Raw genomic sequence first — 16,064 nt, 5'->3', positions numbered from 1 at the left:
TCGACGGCACCGCCTTTCTAACGGAGATCACATGCGTCAGGTCATCATCATCGGCTCCGGCCCCGCCGGATTCACGGCTGCCATCTACGCGGCGCGCGCGAACCTGGAGCCGCTCCTCATCGCGAGCTCCGTCGAGGTCGGCGGAGAGCTCATGAACACGACCGAGGTGGAGAACTACCCCGGCTTCCCGGAGGGCATCCAGGGCCCCGAGCTCATGGCCAAGTTCCAGGAGCAGGCCGAGAAGTTCGGCACCGAGGTGCTCTACGACGACGTCACCGAGCTCGACGTCGCCGGTCCCGTCAAGAAGGTCACCCTCGGTTCGGGCGCCACCCACGAGGCGAAGACCATCATCTACGCGACGGGTTCCGCCTACCGCAAGCTCGGTATCGAGGGCGAGGAGCGCCTCTCCGGCTTCGGTGTCTCCTGGTGCGCCACCTGCGACGGCTTCTTCTTCCGTCAGAAGACGATCGCCGTCGTCGGCGGCGGTGACTCGGCGATGGAGGAGGCCACCTTCCTCACGCGCTTCGCGGACAAGGTGTACGTCATCCACCGCAAGGACACCCTGCGGGCCTCGAAGATCATGCAGGAGCGCGCCCTCGCGAATGAGAAGATCGAGTTCGTGTGGAACAGCGAGGTCGTGGAGATCCTCGGCGACAACGCCGTCTCGGGCGTGCAGCTGCGTTCCACGGAGGACGGCTCGCTGCGCGACCTGCCCCTCGACGGCCTGTTCATCGCCATCGGCAACGACCCGCGCACCCACCTCGTCCACGAGAAGCTCGAGCTCACGCCCGAGGGGACGATCTGGGTCGACGGTCGCTCCTCGCGCACGTCGGTTCCCGGAGTCTTCGCCGCCGGCGACGTGATCGACCCCACGTACCGCCAGGCCATCACCGCCGCGGGGACGGGCACGATCGCGGCCCTCGACGCCGAGCACTTCCTCGCCGACCTGGAGGACTCCTCCGTCGAGGTCCCCGCGGCCGAGGCCGCCGAGGTCATCACGGCCTGACGACGGCCGGGAACACTTTCCCCCCGCCCGTTGTTGCAACAGGCGAACCTCGAACAAGGAGAACTCTGATGAGTGCAAAGGCAACGAGCCAGGCGACCTGGGAGCAGGACGTGCTGCAGGCCGATGGTCCCGTGCTGGTGGACTTCTGGGCCGAGTGGTGCGGTCCGTGTCGTATGGTCGCGCCGGTGCTGGACGAGATCCAGTCCGACAACCCCGACAAGATCACCATCCTCAAGCTCAACGTGGACGAGAACCCGGAGCTGGCCATGAAGTACCAGATCACGTCGATCCCGGCGATGAAGGTCTTCCAGGGCGGAGAGGTCAAGACGACGATCATCGGCGCCAAGCCGAAGTTCGCCCTCGAGCAGGATCTCGCCGCTTTCCTCGGCTGATCCCCCCGACCACGAGAAGGGCCGCACCTCCGGGTGCGGCCCTTTTCGCTCTCTCCGGGCCCCTGAGCGTGGTCAGCGCTTGTCGTACACGTCCACGGGTTCGAGACCGCGCGCGGCCCGGGCGCTGTTCACGATCTCCTGGATGACGGCCGTCTTTCCCGCGTTGTAGGAGCACACCCCGTCCGCCGCCACCCGCGCTGCGTCGTGCGTGGCGCGCTCGTATCGCTCCGCGTCTGCCGGATGCGTGCGTAGCCAGTCCCGCAACAGGCGCTGGGGCGCGAGATCCCACTCCGCGGCAGGGAAGAAGTGCGCGATGGCGAGGCGCTCCCCCGCCGACTCTCGGATCATCACCGGATGCGTGCGAACCCCGCTGCCCGTGCGCCAGCCGGCCGCCTCCAGTGTGGGCCTCCGGACGCCGAACTGCTCCCCTGTCTCCATGCGCACCGCGAGGTCGATGACCGGCTTCGCGCTCATCCCGGGAATCGCGGTCGAGCCGATGTGCTCGATGATCCAGTCGTCCGCACCGGCCGTCCGCATCGATGAGGCGAACTCCTCGAACCGCTGCGGCCACGACGGGTCGGAGGGAACGAGGAGCATCGGCGTCAGGAGGCGTCGGCGATGCGCGGGTCCCAGCGACGGTGGCGCTGCTTCTCGTCCAGAAGCCCCCAGACGGCCGGTGTGAGCTCCGGGTACTCGAGGGCGATCTGGCGCAGCACCCGGTAGTGTCGTGCGGCATTGGGTCGCACACCGTCGTTCGCAGCGATGTTGTCCGCACGGAGCAGGTAGACGACGAGTTCGTCGACGCTGGGCAGCTCCTCCATGAACTCCCAGGGGTCCTCACCGCCCAGAAGGCGCTCCTGGACGAGGACGGCGAGTTCGTCCGACGCCTCGGCGCGCAGCACTTCCAGGCTGGCGCGACGGGGGACGGATTCGGTCATCCCTCCAGCCTACGCGCGTGCGCGACGGGGTCGGCGCTCCACCTTGGCATCTTCGCTCATGTCCTCGAGCTCGCGGCCCTTGGTCTCCGGCACCTTGAAGAACACGAAGAAGAACGACAGCAGCGCGAAGAACGCGTAGAAGCCGTACGCGAAGGTGAGGCCGATCTCGGCGAACGCGGGGAACGTCGTCGAGATGAAGAAGTTGGCCACCCACTGCGCGGCCGCGGCGACGGCGAGGGCGCCGGCACGGATCGAATTCGGGAAGATCTCGCCCAGGAGCACCCACACCAGCGGCCCCCAGCTCGCACCGAAGAACACGACGAAGCCGTTGGCGCAGATGAGCGCGACGGTGGCCCAGGGGTCCGGGAGCGTCGCGGTTCCGGAGGCGTCGAGCGTGCCGAACGAGAAGGCGAGCGCCATGAGTCCGAGGGTCACCGTCATGCCGACCGAGCCGACGAGGAGCATGATCCGACGACCGACCCGATCGACGAGGAGGATCGCGACGATCGTGACGACGATGTTCGTGACGGAGGTGATGACGGACGTGAGGAGGGCACTGGACTCGTCGAAGCCCACCGACTGCCACAGCGTGGTCGAGTAGTAGAAGATGACGTTGATGCCGACGAACTGCTGGAACACCGACAGCAGGATGCCGACCCAGACGATCGGCTTGAGTCCCAGCCGGCTCCCCCGCAGATCCCGCAGCGACTCGGAGCGCTCCGTATCGATCGTGCCCGTGATCTCCTTGATCTTGGCTTCGGTGTCGATCGTCCCCGTGACGGTCTGGAGCACTTCCGCGGCGCGCTTCACCTCGCCCTTGCGGACCAGGTAGCGCGGCGACTCCGGCAGCCGCAACGACACGAGTCCGTAGACGAGCGCGGGGATGGCCGCGACCATGAACATCCACCGCCACGCGGTCAGGCCCCACAGCGGCTGGTCGGCCTCCCCCGCGATGCCCGCGAGCAGGGCGTCGGACAGGAGGGCGGCGAAGATGCCGAGGACAATGGCGAGCTGCTGCAGCGATCCGAGCCGACCGCGGATCGCTGCCGGCGAGACCTCTGCGATGTACGCGGGTGCGATCACCGACGCCGCACCGACGCCGAGTCCGCCGATCACGCGCCAGATGATGAGGTCGACGACGCTGAAGGCGAGACCGGAACCGATCGCCGAGACGAAGAACATGGCCGCGGCGACCACCATCACGGGGATGCGTCCGAACTTGTTCGAGACGGGCCCGGCGAACCAGGCGCCCACGGCGCAGCCGATCAGGGCGGACGACACGGCGAAGCCCTTGAGGCCGGTTCCGAGATCGAAACCGGAGACGTCTCCGGCCAGAGCGTCGACGGCGCCGTTGATCACCGCGGTGTCGAATCCGAAGAGGAATCCGCCCAGAGCCGCCGCGATACTGACGGCGATCACGCGACGCTTGATACTCGCTGGATCAGCTGGTCTGGACATGACATCCCCCTCGCATCGTCAAGATGACGCGAGTCTATGGCACCCCCGACCAGGGGCGCGGTCACCGCGCGGAGCCGTACCCTTCTTCGCCCAGCTCCTCGAGAATGCGGTTCAGATCCTGGATCGATGCGAAATCAATCGTGACCTGGCCTTTTCGGGCACCCAGAGAGATCCGGACGCGCGTGTTGAGCCGGTCTCCGAGCTTGCCGGCGACCTCGTCCAGGTAAGCCCGCCGCGCACCCGGGGTGGGCTTGGGAGTCTTCCCTGCGGACGGCTGCGACTTGGCGGCTTCCTCCGTCGCGCGAACGGACAGGTCTTCATTGACGACCTTGTCCGCCAGCCGCTGCATCGCCTCCGGAGAGTCCACGCTGAGGATCGCGCGCGCGTGTCCGGCGGTCAGCACACCGGCGGCCACCCGCTGCTGCACCGGCACCGGAAGCTTGAGCAGGCGGATGGTGTTGCTGATCTGAGGGCGGGAGCGACCGATGCGCGTGGCCAGCTCCTCCTGAGTGATGCCGAAGTCGTCGAGGAGCTGCTGGTAGGCCGAAGCCTCTTCGAGGGGATTCAGCTCCGAGCGGTGGAGGTTCTCCAGCAGCGCGTCCCGCAGGAGATCCTCGTCGGCCGTGTCGCGGACGATGGCGGGGATCGCCTCGAGTCCGGCCTCGCGGGCGGCTCGCGTGCGCCGCTCCCCCATGATGAGCTCGTACTCGCCGTCGCTGTTCTTCCGGACGACTACCGGCTGCAGCACGCCGAACTCACGGACGCTGTGCACGAGTTCCGCGAGATCCTCGGGGTTGAAGTGCGTGCGGGGCTGCCGAGGGTTCGGCACGATCGCCTGTGGGTCGACCTGGATCAGGTGGATCCCCGGCACCGCCTCGAGTTCGGTCTCGGGCGCGGCGTCGGCGCTCGTGGAGGGAGCCTCGGGGGTCGGAGCGATCTTCGCACCGGGGAAGAACACGTCGACGGGACGTTCGGTCTGGTCCGCCGTCGGGATGAGGGCGCCGATGCCGCGGCCGAGTCCAGTGCGCTTCGCCATTATTTCTCCTTGCTCTGCGTCTGTCGCGACGCGATTTCGACGGCGGCCTCGCGGTACGCGATCGCCCCGGCGGACTGACCGTCGTAGGCGATGACCGTCTGGCCGAAACTGGGGGCTTCCGACACACGGACGGAGCGCGGAATCACGGTGTCCAGCACCTGCGAGGGGAAGTGGGAGCGCACCTCTTCCGCCACCTGCTGGGCCAGCCGCGTCCGTCCGTCGAACATCGTGAGGAGGATAGTCGACAGATGCAGACCCGGGTTGAGGTGCTTCTGGATCATCTGGATGCTGCCGAGTAGCTGGCTCAGGCCCTCCAGGGCGTAGTACTCGCACTGGATGGGGATGAAGACCTCGTTCGCGGCTGTGAAAGCGTTGATCGTGAGCAGTCCGAGGGAAGGGGGGCAGTCGATGATGACGAAGTCCACGGGATGGTCCGCGAGGTAGTCCTCCAGAGCCCGGCGGAGGCGGTGCTCTCGCGCCACCTGCGCGACGAGCTCGATCTCAGCACCCGCAAGGTGGATGGTGCTTGGCGCGCAGAAGAGATTCGGGCTCTCGGGGCTGGGCTGAACGATCTCCGCCAGGGGGAACTCGTCGATGAGGACGTCGTAGACACTCGGGGTGTCGGCGTTGTGTGGCACCCCGAGGGCCGTGGAGGCGTTCCCCTGCGGATCGAGGTCGATGACGAGGACCTTCGCGCCCAGTCCCGCCAACGCGGATGCGATGTTCACTGCGCTGGTGGTCTTACCCACGCCGCCCTTCTGATTCGACACCGTCAGGATGCGGGTATCGCCACTGAAGTCGACGGAAACCCCTTCCAGCGCGCGGCGCCGGGCGGAGAGATCCGCGATTTCTCGCGCGAGGGGTGTATCCATCCCGAACGATTCGTTCGACGATGCCTTCTCGGACTGTTTCACGTGAAACATCCACTCCTTTCGGGGCCGCGTTCCACTCTAATCGCAGGGACCGACCTCGCATCACAGGCGCGACCAGGGAGCAGAACGCGCGCCTCCCGCAACGCGTCCCCCGAATGGACTGCATGGTGCGGACACAGACGTTTCACGTGAAACGCCTGCTGCCCTCTCGATCTGAAGATCGGCCTCAGCGCCACGTCTTGTTGCCGTGTCGTGCGCCGTGACGGGGGAAACTGGCTCCGCTGTCATCCGCGTCCCCAGGATCGCGTCGGGTCGAGAGCAGGCTTCCGTCAGGTCCGCGAATCAGCGCCTCGTTCACCAGATCCGTGGCGCTACGAGGCCCTGGCACGCCCGCCTCGGCAAACCGCAGATGCTCCTCCCCGCCCCGTCGGTGTTTCCACGCAGTCCGGCAGCCCTGAATCTGTAAGGGCCCCGCCCCTGGGGCTCGCGCCGAGACACGGGCACTCCGGCACGCGCGTCCCCCACCACTACGCGTCGCAATCCGAGACCGAGATAGCCCCCACAGCGCCAGGCCGCCAACCGCCGGCGCCCACAAAGCCCGCTTTCCTTATCCGTGTCTGGGCGCCCTCTGCACCCGTCTATGTCACCCGCGCCACGCCATCCTCGTGTGGACGTCCACGCCGACCGTTGGTAGACACCAGGAACACGACGTAGTCCGCGTGCGGGTGGTGTTCCGGCCGCGCCTGCCTCCACCCGTCACTGCCGCGCGGGCCATGAGTGACGCACCCCCGGCACGCGCGATTCACGGGTCCGCTGAGCACGCACTGCTCGTCATGTGTGAGAACAGGCGTTGAGTCCCCACTTTCGGTGCCGTTTCACGTGAAACGCCCAGGGGTTCACCCTTCAGGCGAGCGCTCACTTCGTGTCGCCGGGTACCGCAGGTAATCCTGTAGGCCGGCGTCGTGCGACGCCCTTCGAAGATCCCGAGCTGACCCCCGCTGAAGTGCGCGCGCCACGCCGTCGCGCGGTCGAGGAGCTCAGCACCGGTTCTCGCCAGCGACCAGCCCCGCGCCGCCGCGACATCCCTCGGTCGACACACGAGTCCCGTGCGCACCCCGCGCAAATCATGGCGACGGGTCGGTGCTCGGCCACGAACGAGACATCCACGCGGTCCCCCCTCCGGAAAGCACAACTCACTCGTCCGCGCCCGCCGGGGTGCGCGCTGCCGCCTACAACCCAGACAATCAGACAGCCCACGCCCGCCCCCCCTACGGGAGCACCCGCGCCCACCGCGACCGCGTACCTGCCATCCCAAAGACCGCGTGCACCACCGTGAGCGCGACGAACACACGACCGATCCCCCACGACTGACGCCCCACGACAGACTGACTCTCAGCGCGACGGGGTTCGCCAGATCACACAACCGCCTCCACCCCCGCCGCGCACTCGCGGCGGGGTTCACGTGAGACGGCTGTACGACGCCCGGAGCTCGGCTCTGCGCGCTGCGATCCTGGGCCGTCGTCGCCGCGCAGTATGGACGCTGGGCTTGGTTCGCGAGAGGGCTATTCCCTCCACTGCCCGCCGTGCTTCCTCAGCTGCTGTCGGCCACCGTTTCACGTGAAACCGCCGGACGAGGGCCCGACGCTCGGCTCCGCGCGCTGCCGCCCTTGTTCAGCGCTGCCGCGCAGCATGAGGCACTGGGCTCGGATCGCGAGACGCCCCCCACTGCCAACCGTACTCCCGCAGCTGCTGCCCGCCACCGTTTCACGTGAAACATCGGTGCCGCCCCCAGCGCTCGGCCCTGCGCGCTGCACTCCGTGCCGAATCCGACGCGCAGCATCAGGCACCGAGCGCGGACAGCAAGGCCATGACCCCACCTACCGAGAGCCCTGCGCCCCCAGCCAGCGTCCCACCGTTCCTCGTGAGACCGCCGCGCAGCTCCCGACTCCCGGGCCTGCGCGCTACGCGCCTGAGCCAAAGTCGCCGCGCGGCAGTACGTACCGGCCTCCGACAGCGAGACGGCATCTCCCCTGAGCGCCAGGGCGGGGCCCTCAGCTGCAGCCAGATGCCGTTTCACGTGAAACGACCGCCCACCTCCCTCACATTGCACCGGAGGTTCGGACGCCAGACGTCGCGTCTGCCGATGACACACCTCCGTGGTCCTCCCGGGCCTCACGGACCCTTGGCGAGCCGCAGTCGAGACACCTCGTCGCCCTTGTTGCACGTGAGACGGACCGGAGCCGACAGGGCGGGTCAAAACGACGCGGACCCCTCTCGTTAGGGCGTCCGAGTGGCTGAGCCCAGCCCATCGTCCGCGCCGTCGCGAGTACGCGCTGAGCAGGTCAGCGCTCGCATTGCTACCCGACTTCGAATCTGGGCGCTGCCCTCCGGATGACGGGCCCCACAACACGTGGAGCCAGACGTGCGTTACGAGTGGTTAGGCCCGGTTCTCGACCACCGTCTGGGACACCCGGCCCCTGCTCGTGCAGGCATCGGAGCCCACTTGGCGACTCCCGCAAGACAAAGAATGGCAACAGTCACCGCGCGGACGCCGCCCCACCCCCAACGGGCGACGCGCGCGGCCCCCATCACTCGGACGGGCCACGTCCTGCCCTGCCCGGCAACACCTCCACCTCACCATCGCGCCGCTGGCCCAACGGCGTCAGCGGTACCCGCTGATGAAGCCGCAGATCGACACCTGTCAACGTATCGGCGTACGGCACTGTGCCCTACTCCCCTGCGTTGCTGGCAGACCTTCTGGACGATGCAACTTTCCAGGCATGACGCCGTTTCACGTGAAACTACTTGAGTCCGCTACAGGGAGATCTGCCGTAGACCACCCGTACTGCAGAGCTCACTCGCGCGATGCAGAGATCGAACCCGTCCAGTTCGCCGCAGTAAGCCGCAGGAGGGCCCATTGCGCGACGCACCGACTCAGCGAAGCCCAGCCTTGGCGCCTCGATCAGCGGAACATGAAGTCCATCGATTCCACAGTAGGACCAACCATGGCGGGGCGGGGTGAACGACGACCGCTCCGACTTCGATCCGTCCGAACACATCCACAGCCGCAGCGGAGCGTCCCACGTCAGGTGATCGCACGACAGCTCGCCAGGGAGAGAGATATGCAGGCGCAGTGTCGACGGCACCCAGAACGTGAGACACGGTAGGACCCGGGTCAGTCTCGTGTCCCAGGAAACGGCGACGTCTTCAGCGCACGGAGGCGCGGACGACCCGAGTGGTCTCCGGGAGCAATCCCTCGCCCAGGACCTCGACGCGAACATCCGCAAGCTTGAACTTCGCGATCTGCTTCCTCGCCGCTTCGATCTCGTTCGCGGCGTTCATCCCCTTCAACAGGGCCAGTTCCCCACCATCGCGGACCAGCGGAGCGGTGAGAGGGATCAGGGTCCGCAATGCGCTCACCGCTCGAGCCGTGACGACATCGAAGGCACCCTTCGCCCGCACGTCCTCGGCACGCGCGCGGAGAATGGTGACATTCGTGAGTTCCAGGTCGTTCACTTGCTCAGTCAACCAATTGATCCGACGCTCCATCGGCTCCACGAGCGTCCACGACACGTCGGGCCGCGCGATCGCGAGCACCAGACCGGGCAGTCCGGCCCCGGACCCGATATCCGCGACGGAGCCGTGGAAGAGGGGCGCGGCGATCGCGCTGTTCAGGATGTGGCGCGTCCACAAGCGCGGCAGTTCCAGCGGTCCGATCAGGCCCCGCTCCTCCCCCTCACGCGCAAGGGAGTCCGTGAACCGTCGAGCGAGCTGCAGTCGCTCTCCGAAGATCCGGGCAGCGACTGCCGGCTCCTGCTCGACGGTCTTCTCGCCGGGATCCTGAGTCTCGGACACGTTCCAGCGCTCGCCTTCCGCGCGTCAGTGCCGACGCAGGACCGTGTGTCGGTCCGCGCCCTCGCCGTACGACTCGGAGACGAGCCCTCGCTCGGCGGCGATGTCGTGGACCAGCTTGCGCTCGTAGCTCGACATCGCCGGCAGCGAAGCCTGCGACGAACCCTCATCGAGCTTCGCGGCGGCGGCCTCGACCAGAGTCACGAGCTGACGACGCCGCGCGTCGCGGGATCCACCGATGTCGAGGATGAGGCGCGAGAACGAGCCCGTCTTGTTCTGCACCGCGAGACGCGTGAGCTCCTGCAGCGCCTGCACCGTATCGGGAGCGGAGAGCAACGCGAGCGCGTCACCCTCGGCCTCGACCGAGACGTACGCACGACCCTGACGGACGTCGAGGTTCAGATCACCGTCGATGTCTGCGATGTCGAGCAGCTCCTCGAGGTAGTCCGCCGCGACGTCCCCCTCGTTCTCGAGCTGCGCCACAGTGGGCTCTGTGCTCCCGGTCACGACCTCGCTCATGACGCGTTCCCCTTCTTCTTCGCACGCTTCTTGCCGACCGGCTGCTGCCGCTTCGGCGCCGCCGCCTTCGCCTTCTCGGCCTCCTCGAGCAGACGCTGCTGCTCGGCTTCGTAGGCAGCCATCGGGACCACCTTGCCGGAGGAGTCGATCGCCTTCCCCTTGCGGGCGAGCCGCTCCTCGCGGGCCTTGGCGGCTTCGGAACCGGGAGTCGGCATCTCACGGATGACGAGGAACTGCTGCCCCATGGTCCAGAGGTTCGAGATGAACCAGTACACGACCACGCCGAGCGGGAAGAAGACACCGGAGAAGATGAAGCCCAGCGGCAGAACGTAGAGCATGATCTTCTGCATCTGGTACGCCTGGCCGGTCTTGGCCTCCGGCGAGAGGTTCTTCGAGATGATCTGCAGCTGCGTGAAGAACTGCGACGCGATCATCAGGACGACCAGGGTGATCAGGATGATGATCGCCGTGACGTTCTGGGCCTCGATCGCGTTGCCGAGGTTCTCGTGCAGGGACGCGACGCCGAAGAGCTTGGCGTCGTAGAACTCCTGCGTGAGCTCCGCGCTCAGCAGCCCGACACCGCCGACACCCTGCGTCGCATGCTTGCTGACGTCGCTCAGCACGCTGTAGAGCGAGAAGAAGATCGGCATCTGCACGAGCAGCGGCAGACAGCTCGACATCGGCGTCGTGCCGTGCTTCTTGTACAGCGCCATCGTCTCGCGGCTCATCGCCTCGCGAGAGAGCTGGTCCTTCTTGCCGCGGTACTTCTCCTGGACTTTGCGCAGTTCAGGAGCGATTTCCATCATCTTCCGCTGGCTCTTGATCTGCTTCACGAACAGCGGGATGAGCGCTGCACGGACCACGATCACGAGGCCGACGATCGAGAGGACCCAGGTGATGCCGGACGCCGCAGGGAGACCGACGGCCGTCAGCAGCCAGTGCCAGGCGACGAGGATGAGCTCGACGACCCACTTCAGCGGCCACAGGATCGTGCCGAGCAGATCGAATCCGCCGGATGCCGGTTCCGGGCTGGGGGTGGCACTGGCGAACAGAAGGTCAAGACCCACCGATCAGTCCTTTCGGGAGGGGACGACGAAACCGTGTGCGGTCAGGTCGTAGCGGAAGTGTCGATGCGGTGTGACGTCGTCGACGCCTCCGCGAGACCAGGGGTTGCAGCGGAGGATGCGCCACGCCGAGAGCAGAGCCCCCCGCACGGCGCCGTGCTGCTGCACCGCACCTACAGCGTAGGCGGAACAGGAGGGGTAGTACGCACACACGTCCCCGTACATCGGCGAGACCACCTTGCGGTACCCCGCCAGAAAAGCCAGCACGGCGTTGCGCGGAAGGAGCGGAATGCTCCGGAGCACGTCACGTCCGTGCATCTCGCCCGTGCCCACTGACGACGCCGGCAACGCGGTCATGATATGGCCTCGACGGGCTCGAGCCGAGCGAGACAGCGGTGCACGTCACTGCGGAGGTCCGCATACGACGCGGTCGCCGACGCAGGAAGGGCACGGATGACGACATCCGTGCCCTGAGGAACACGCGGGAGCGCCTCCGCACAGACGGCTTTGAGTCGCCGACGGACGGTGTTGCGCACCACGGCGGTGCCCACCTGCTTGCTGATGATGAAACCGAAACGCGCTGCTCTGCTCTCACCCGTCGCCAGCATCGAGGTGAGGACGCGGGCCCCGCCACAACGCGATCCGCGTCGAACGACCAGTCGGTAGTCGCTCCCGCGGGTCAAACGGAACGGGCGGGCGAGCACAGCTGCTTACGCGGAGAGCTCGGTACGGCCCTTCGCGCGGCGTGCCGAGAGGATGGCACGGCCGGCGCGGGTGCGCATGCGAGCACGGAAGCCGTGCTTCTTGGCGCGACGACGGTTGTTGGGCTGGAAGGTGCGCTTGCTCATGAGATCACTCCGGGAATGCTGCCACCGGATTCACTTCGACCGGAGACATAGGGAACTGCCATACAGGCATAAGTCAACCGATTAAGGGTACGTCTTGGCGGCGCGCAGGGCAAATCTACCGGACGACCGTTCTCGTCCGCTCCGCGCGCGCGGGCGCCATCCGGCCGTCGATATGCTACCCGGACCGCCGATGTGCGGAACGTGCCGTGCCAGCGAGAGGCCGCGATGACCCACCAGCAGACCCCCTCCTCCGACTCCGGATCCGGGCCCGCCGGCGACGGCGGGGCAACACGTGCACTCTCCACCGCGGCGATCGCCACGAGCGCTGTCTCCCTGATCGTCCTGGTCGCCCTCGCTGTTCCGTACTACGCGCTCCAGAATCCTTGGCTGATCCCCGTGTTCGTCCTCGGCGCGGCAGCCGCGATCGGCGGTATCGCCGTCAGCGTCCGTGCACGACGGGCACCGTCGGCCGCGCGCCGGTCCGCCGGTCTCGGAGTGGCGGGGGCCGTCGCCGCCCTCATCCTCGCCCTCATCCTGCTGGTCGTCTTCCTGCTCGGACTCTGGTCGCCGCCGCTGAACACGGTGTTCCTCGAAGGAACAGGACCGCAGTCCGGGGTGACAGCCACCTTCAGCAGCGACACCGAGACCAGGACCCTCCCCTGGTCGGCGGTCGGGAACGCGCAGTACACCACGTCGGAGTCGTCGGCCTGGATCACGATCACGGCACCCACCGACAGCGACGATCAGACGGTGGGATGCAAGATCTACTGGAACGGCGAGCTGGTCGTCGAGGAGACGTCGGATTCCGGCACGGTCAGCTGCGAGTACGACGCCGACTGAAGGTACTCGCCTCCGCTCCACACAGGAGCTATCCACAGCCTCGGCCACCGCGACGGAGCCGTCACAGGGCTTGATTCTCCGCGGCAGGTTGCCGTTCCCGACGACGATGACTAGCGTGGGCATCCGTAGTTATCCACAGGGCAGCCTCTCCCGCGCTCCCTTCCCGAACATCGTCCGGAGCACCATGTCCTCACCAGCCCAGCCCGAAGTGCCGATCTGGACCACGGTGCAGGAGCTGCTGGAAGCCGACGACCGGGTCACCCCCCAGCTCCAGGGGTTCCTGAGTCTCGCGGTACCGGCCGGCGTGATGTCGGCGACGCTCTACCTCGAGGTGCCGAACGACCTCACCGCGGCCCAGATCAACAAGCGCCTCCGGCTGCCCATCATGGAAGCCCTCGCGCACGTCGGTGACGAGGTGACCTCCTACCGGGTCGTCGTGAACCACGAACTGGCCGAGCAGCCCACCGCCCCCATCGCCGTCGCGGACTTCGGTCGGCAGGAACCGGCGCGAGCCGAGTCCCCGATGGAGCAGCCCGCGGCCGTGCGTCACGAGTCGCGCCTCAACCCGAAGTACACCTTCGACAACTTCGTGATCGGCCAGTCCAACCGGTTCGCCCATGCCGCGGCGGTCGCGGTGGCCGAAGCGCCGGCCAAGGCGTACAACCCGCTCTTCATCTACGGCGACTCCGGACTGGGCAAGACCCACCTCCTCCACGCCATCGGCGACTACGCGCAGTCCCTCTATGCGGGGGTCAAGGTGCGATACGTGTCGAGTGAGGAGTTCACGAACGACTTCATCAACTCGATCGCGAACAACCGCGGTGCCGCGTTCCAGGCCCGGTACCGCGACGTGGACATCCTCCTCATCGACGACATCCAGTTCCTCCAGGGGCGCGCGGAGACGCAGGAGGCGTTCTTCCACACGTTCAACACCCTGCACGATCACAACAAGCAGGTCGTGATCACGAGCGATGTCGCGCCGAAGCACCTGACCGGCTTCGAGGACCGCATGCGCAGCCGCTTCGAGTGGGGCCTCATCACCGACGTGCAGGCACCCGACCTCGAGACCCGCATCGCGATCCTGCGCAAGAAGGCGCAGAGCGAAGCCCTCCACATCCCCGACGAGGTGCTCGAGTACATCGCCACGGTCGTGTCCTCGAACATCCGCGAGCTCGAGGGCGCACTCATCCGCGTCTCGGCGTTCGCGAGCCTGAACCGCTCGGCCCTCGACATCTCCCTCGCCCAGACCGTGCTGCGGGACATCATCGACACGGCCGAGGACAACATCATCTCGCCGACCGACATCATCACGGCGACCGCACAGTACTTCAAGCTCACCGTCGACGATCTCTACGGCTCCAGCCGCTCGCAGCAGATCGCCACCGCCCGGCAGATCGCCATGTACCTCTGCCGTGAGCGCACCAGCCTCTCCCTCCCGAAGATCGGCCAGCTCTTCGGCAACCGGGACCACACGACGGTCATGTACGCCTACAAGAAGATCAGCGAGCTCATGAAGGAGCGCCGCTCGATCTACAACCAGGTGACCGAGATCACCACGCAGCTCGGTCGTCGCTGACGCCTGCGCACACGAGAGGGACGCCATCCGACACCGGACGGCGTCCCTTCGGCGTTTGACAGGTCCCTGACCGCCGGATAAATGCGTCTATGCACATGTGGATAACTTGTGGATGACCGTGGAACGCGCCGACGCAGATGTGTGTCGATCGGGGAAACCTGTGGATAACCGCGGGACGGTCGAATCGCGATGGACCCTCGTCCACCCGCGGATTCCTCAGGGTCTCCACAAGTGACAAGTGTGTAGTTCCCTACTCGCGTCTGCTTTCCACCGACTTATCCACAGTATCCACAGGTGTTAACACCGTTAAGGAGTTAAGTCATTCAGGGTGCGATCCGATCACCAGACGGTGGGGAGAACCGGGCCGGGGCATTACAAGTCCTCCGGCGTAGGGAAGCGCAGGACTGTGGGGCTAGCATGGGATTCCCTGCACAGGCAGGGCCCGACGACGACCCGTCATGTTCGACGACAAGGGAGCACCCGTGAGGTTTCAGGTCAACCGCGATGTCTTCAGCGAGGCTGTGTCCTTCGTCGTCAAGCTGCTCCCCCAGCGGAATCCACAGCCGATCCTCGCCGGAGTGTTGATCGAGGCCGACGGTTCGGGACTCACGCTCTCGGCCTTCGACTACGAGGCCTCCGCACGGACGACCATCGAGGCGACGGTCGACACCCCGGGCACGATCCTCGTCCACGGCCGCCTGCTCTCGGACATCGCGAGCCGCCTCCCGAACGCCCCCATAGAGATCGCCGTGGAGGATGACGGCGGGATCGCCGTGACCTGCGGCTCGGCGCGCTTCACCCTCGCGGCCATGCCGGTCGAGGAATACCCGTCGATTCCCGAGGTCTCCGGATCCTCCGGCGTCGTCCCCGCCGACGAGTTCGGCACCGCGATCGCCCAGGTCGGCTTCGCCGCATCCCGCGACGACGTGACTCCGGTGCTGACGGGTGTCCAGCTCGAGGTCACCGGACACACGCTCAGCCTCGTCGCCACCGACCGCTACCGGGTCTCGCTCCGTGACGTGCCGTGGGATGGGGAAGCCGTCGAAGCCACCGCGCTGGTCCCCGCTCGCACGCTCGTCGAGGTCGGAAAGACCTTCGGGCACGCCGGCACGATCCAGATCGCGTTCTCGGGGGCCGGAGACCGCGAGATCATCGCGTTCACCGCCGGCAACAAGACCGTGACCTCGCTCCTCATCAAGGGCAACTTCCCCCCGGTCCGGCGCCTCTTCCCCGAGCAGACCGACCACTACGCCGTCGTCAACACCGCCGACCTCATCGAGGCCGTCCGCCGCGTGTCCCTCGTGCTCGACCGCGCCGCGCCGCTGCGCTTCACCTTCTCGACCGACAGTGTCACGATGGACGCCTCCGGCAGTGAGCACGCCCGCGCGTCCGAGTCGGTCGACGCCATCCTGTCCGGCGGCGACGAGGTGACCCTGGGGCTCAACCCGCAGTACCTCATCGAGGCGCTCGGCGCGGTCAAGAGCGAGTTCGTGCGGGTGACCTTCACCTCCAGCGACAACGCCAACAAGCTCAGCCCCGTCCTCATCACCAGCCAGACCTCGGTCGACCAGGCGGGCCTGGACTCGTTCAAGTACCTGCTGCAGCCCAACCTCCTCCTGCGCTGAGCGCGAGCTCTCACCCCGAGGGAGTGTCCGACCCGGAA

General features: G+C 66.9%; 16 protein-coding genes. 5 read left to right on the top strand and 11 right to left on the bottom strand.

From position 1 onward, the window contains the following. Positions 1 to 31: 31 nt before the first annotated feature. Together trxB and trxA are read left to right on the top strand one after the other, a co-directional pair. Complete coding sequence (gene trxB / locus AUV07_RS16260; RefSeq protein ID WP_062637737.1) at positions 32 to 1,006, top strand: thioredoxin-disulfide reductase; 975 nt, start codon at positions 32 to 34, stop codon at positions 1,004 to 1,006. Positions 1,007 to 1,074: 68 nt separating this feature from the next. After that, entirely contained in the window at positions 1,075 to 1,398 is a 324-nt protein-coding gene (gene trxA, locus AUV07_RS16255; RefSeq protein WP_025102859.1) for a thioredoxin, read from the top strand. 72 nt (positions 1,399 to 1,470) lie between these two features. On the opposite strand, the gene AUV07_RS16250 is transcribed toward trxA, so the two are convergent. The 11 genes from AUV07_RS16250 to rpmH form a co-directional block, all read right to left on the bottom strand. Beyond that, positions 1,471 to 1,995, bottom strand: coding sequence for a GrpB family protein (locus tag AUV07_RS16250; RefSeq protein WP_062637735.1), 525 nt, complete (start codon positions 1,993 to 1,995; stop codon positions 1,471 to 1,473). Between the two features lie 5 nt (positions 1,996 to 2,000). Further along, on the bottom strand, positions 2,001 to 2,336 hold the full coding sequence (locus AUV07_RS16245) for a hypothetical protein (RefSeq protein ID WP_025102860.1): 336 nt from the start codon (positions 2,334 to 2,336) through the stop codon (positions 2,001 to 2,003). 9 nt (positions 2,337 to 2,345) lie between these two features. After that, the gene (locus AUV07_RS16240; RefSeq protein WP_082803015.1) at positions 2,346 to 3,794 is read right to left on the bottom strand and encodes a sugar porter family MFS transporter; all 1,449 of its coding nucleotides are present in this window, start codon (positions 3,792 to 3,794) and stop codon (positions 2,346 to 2,348) included. Between the two features lie 61 nt (positions 3,795 to 3,855). Then, entirely contained in the window at positions 3,856 to 4,830 is a 975-nt protein-coding gene (locus AUV07_RS16235; protein ID WP_062637731.1) for a ParB/RepB/Spo0J family partition protein, read from the bottom strand. Then, a complete protein-coding gene (locus tag AUV07_RS16230; protein ID WP_269454392.1) occupies positions 4,830 to 5,702 on the bottom strand; it encodes a ParA family protein in 873 nt (290 codons plus the stop codon). Before AUV07_RS16230 ends, AUV07_RS16235 begins: the two co-directional genes overlap by 1 nt. 3,207 nt (positions 5,703 to 8,909) lie before the next feature. Continuing rightward, positions 8,910 to 9,557 (bottom strand): 16S rRNA (guanine(527)-N(7))-methyltransferase RsmG, encoded by a 648-nt coding sequence (rsmG, locus tag AUV07_RS16225; RefSeq protein ID WP_062637727.1) that lies wholly within the window; start codon positions 9,555 to 9,557, stop codon positions 8,910 to 8,912. Positions 9,558 to 9,581: 24 nt separating this feature from the next. Then, positions 9,582 to 10,073 (bottom strand): Jag family protein, encoded by a 492-nt coding sequence (locus AUV07_RS16220; protein ID WP_062637725.1) that lies wholly within the window; start codon positions 10,071 to 10,073, stop codon positions 9,582 to 9,584. Beyond that, a complete protein-coding gene (gene yidC, locus AUV07_RS16215) occupies positions 10,070 to 11,140 on the bottom strand; it encodes a membrane protein insertase YidC (RefSeq protein ID WP_060921330.1) in 1,071 nt (356 codons plus the stop codon). The genes AUV07_RS16220 and yidC overlap by 4 nt, the downstream gene beginning before the upstream one ends. Positions 11,141 to 11,143: 3 nt before the next feature. Next, entirely contained in the window at positions 11,144 to 11,494 is a 351-nt protein-coding gene (yidD, locus tag AUV07_RS16210) for a membrane protein insertion efficiency factor YidD (protein WP_062637723.1), read from the bottom strand. Further along, positions 11,491 to 11,841 carry a ribonuclease P protein component gene (gene rnpA / locus AUV07_RS16205; protein WP_082803014.1) on the bottom strand — a complete coding sequence of 117 codons (351 nt, stop codon included), beginning with the start codon at positions 11,839 to 11,841 and terminating at the stop codon, positions 11,491 to 11,493. Before rnpA ends, yidD begins: the two co-directional genes overlap by 4 nt. Positions 11,842 to 11,847: 6 nt before the next feature. Next, positions 11,848 to 11,985 carry a 50S ribosomal protein L34 gene (gene rpmH, locus AUV07_RS16200; RefSeq protein ID WP_022879826.1) on the bottom strand — a complete coding sequence of 46 codons (138 nt, stop codon included), beginning with the start codon at positions 11,983 to 11,985 and terminating at the stop codon, positions 11,848 to 11,850. A 225-nt stretch (positions 11,986 to 12,210) separates the two neighbouring features. On the opposite strand from rpmH, the gene AUV07_RS16195 reads away from it, so the two are divergent. The 3 genes from AUV07_RS16195 to dnaN all read left to right on the top strand — a co-directional run bounded on the left by AUV07_RS16195 (position 12,211) and on the right by dnaN (position 16,026). Further along, positions 12,211 to 12,825 (top strand): hypothetical protein, encoded by a 615-nt coding sequence (locus AUV07_RS16195; protein ID WP_062637719.1) that lies wholly within the window; start codon positions 12,211 to 12,213, stop codon positions 12,823 to 12,825. A gap of 106 nt (positions 12,826 to 12,931) precedes the next feature. Continuing rightward, a complete protein-coding gene (gene dnaA, locus AUV07_RS16190) occupies positions 12,932 to 14,401 on the top strand; it encodes a chromosomal replication initiator protein DnaA (RefSeq protein WP_396815904.1) in 1,470 nt (489 codons plus the stop codon). A gap of 482 nt (positions 14,402 to 14,883) precedes the next feature. Then, entirely contained in the window at positions 14,884 to 16,026 is a 1,143-nt protein-coding gene (gene dnaN, locus AUV07_RS16185) for a DNA polymerase III subunit beta (protein WP_062638022.1), read from the top strand. Positions 16,027 to 16,064 lie beyond the last annotated feature (38 nt).

The organism is Microbacterium sp. CH1, assembly GCF_001595495.1.
Taxonomy (GTDB): domain Bacteria; phylum Actinomycetota; class Actinomycetes; order Actinomycetales; family Microbacteriaceae; genus Microbacterium.
The sequence above is the reverse complement of the archived record's forward strand: the minus strand, read 5'-3'. Positions and strand labels throughout refer to the sequence as shown.

Coding starts and splice junctions, on each gene's coding strand:
- trxB (WP_062637737.1), top strand. CDS start 32: ATGCGTCAGGTCATCATCATCGGCTCCGGCCCCGCCGGATTCACGGCT.
- trxA (WP_025102859.1), top strand. CDS start 1,075: ATGAGTGCAAAGGCAACGAGCCAGGCGACCTGGGAGCAGGACGTGCTG.
- AUV07_RS16250 (WP_062637735.1), bottom strand. CDS start 1,995: ATGCTCCTCGTTCCCTCCGACCCGTCGTGGCCGCAGCGGTTCGAGGAG.
- AUV07_RS16245 (WP_025102860.1), bottom strand. CDS start 2,336: ATGACCGAATCCGTCCCCCGTCGCGCCAGCCTGGAAGTGCTGCGCGCC.
- AUV07_RS16240 (WP_082803015.1), bottom strand. CDS start 3,794: ATGTCCAGACCAGCTGATCCAGCGAGTATCAAGCGTCGCGTGATCGCC.
- AUV07_RS16235 (WP_062637731.1), bottom strand. CDS start 4,830: ATGGCGAAGCGCACTGGACTCGGCCGCGGCATCGGCGCCCTCATCCCG.
- AUV07_RS16230 (WP_269454392.1), bottom strand. CDS start 5,702: ATGGATACACCCCTCGCGCGAGAAATCGCGGATCTCTCCGCCCGGCGC.
- AUV07_RS16220 (WP_062637725.1), bottom strand. CDS start 10,073: ATGAGCGAGGTCGTGACCGGGAGCACAGAGCCCACTGTGGCGCAGCTC.
- yidD (WP_062637723.1), bottom strand. CDS start 11,494: ATGACCGCGTTGCCGGCGTCGTCAGTGGGCACGGGCGAGATGCACGGA.
- rpmH (WP_022879826.1), bottom strand. CDS start 11,985: ATGAGCAAGCGCACCTTCCAGCCCAACAACCGTCGTCGCGCCAAGAAG.
- AUV07_RS16195 (WP_062637719.1), top strand. CDS start 12,211: ATGACCCACCAGCAGACCCCCTCCTCCGACTCCGGATCCGGGCCCGCC.
- dnaA (WP_396815904.1), top strand. CDS start 12,932: ATGACTAGCGTGGGCATCCGTAGTTATCCACAGGGCAGCCTCTCCCGC.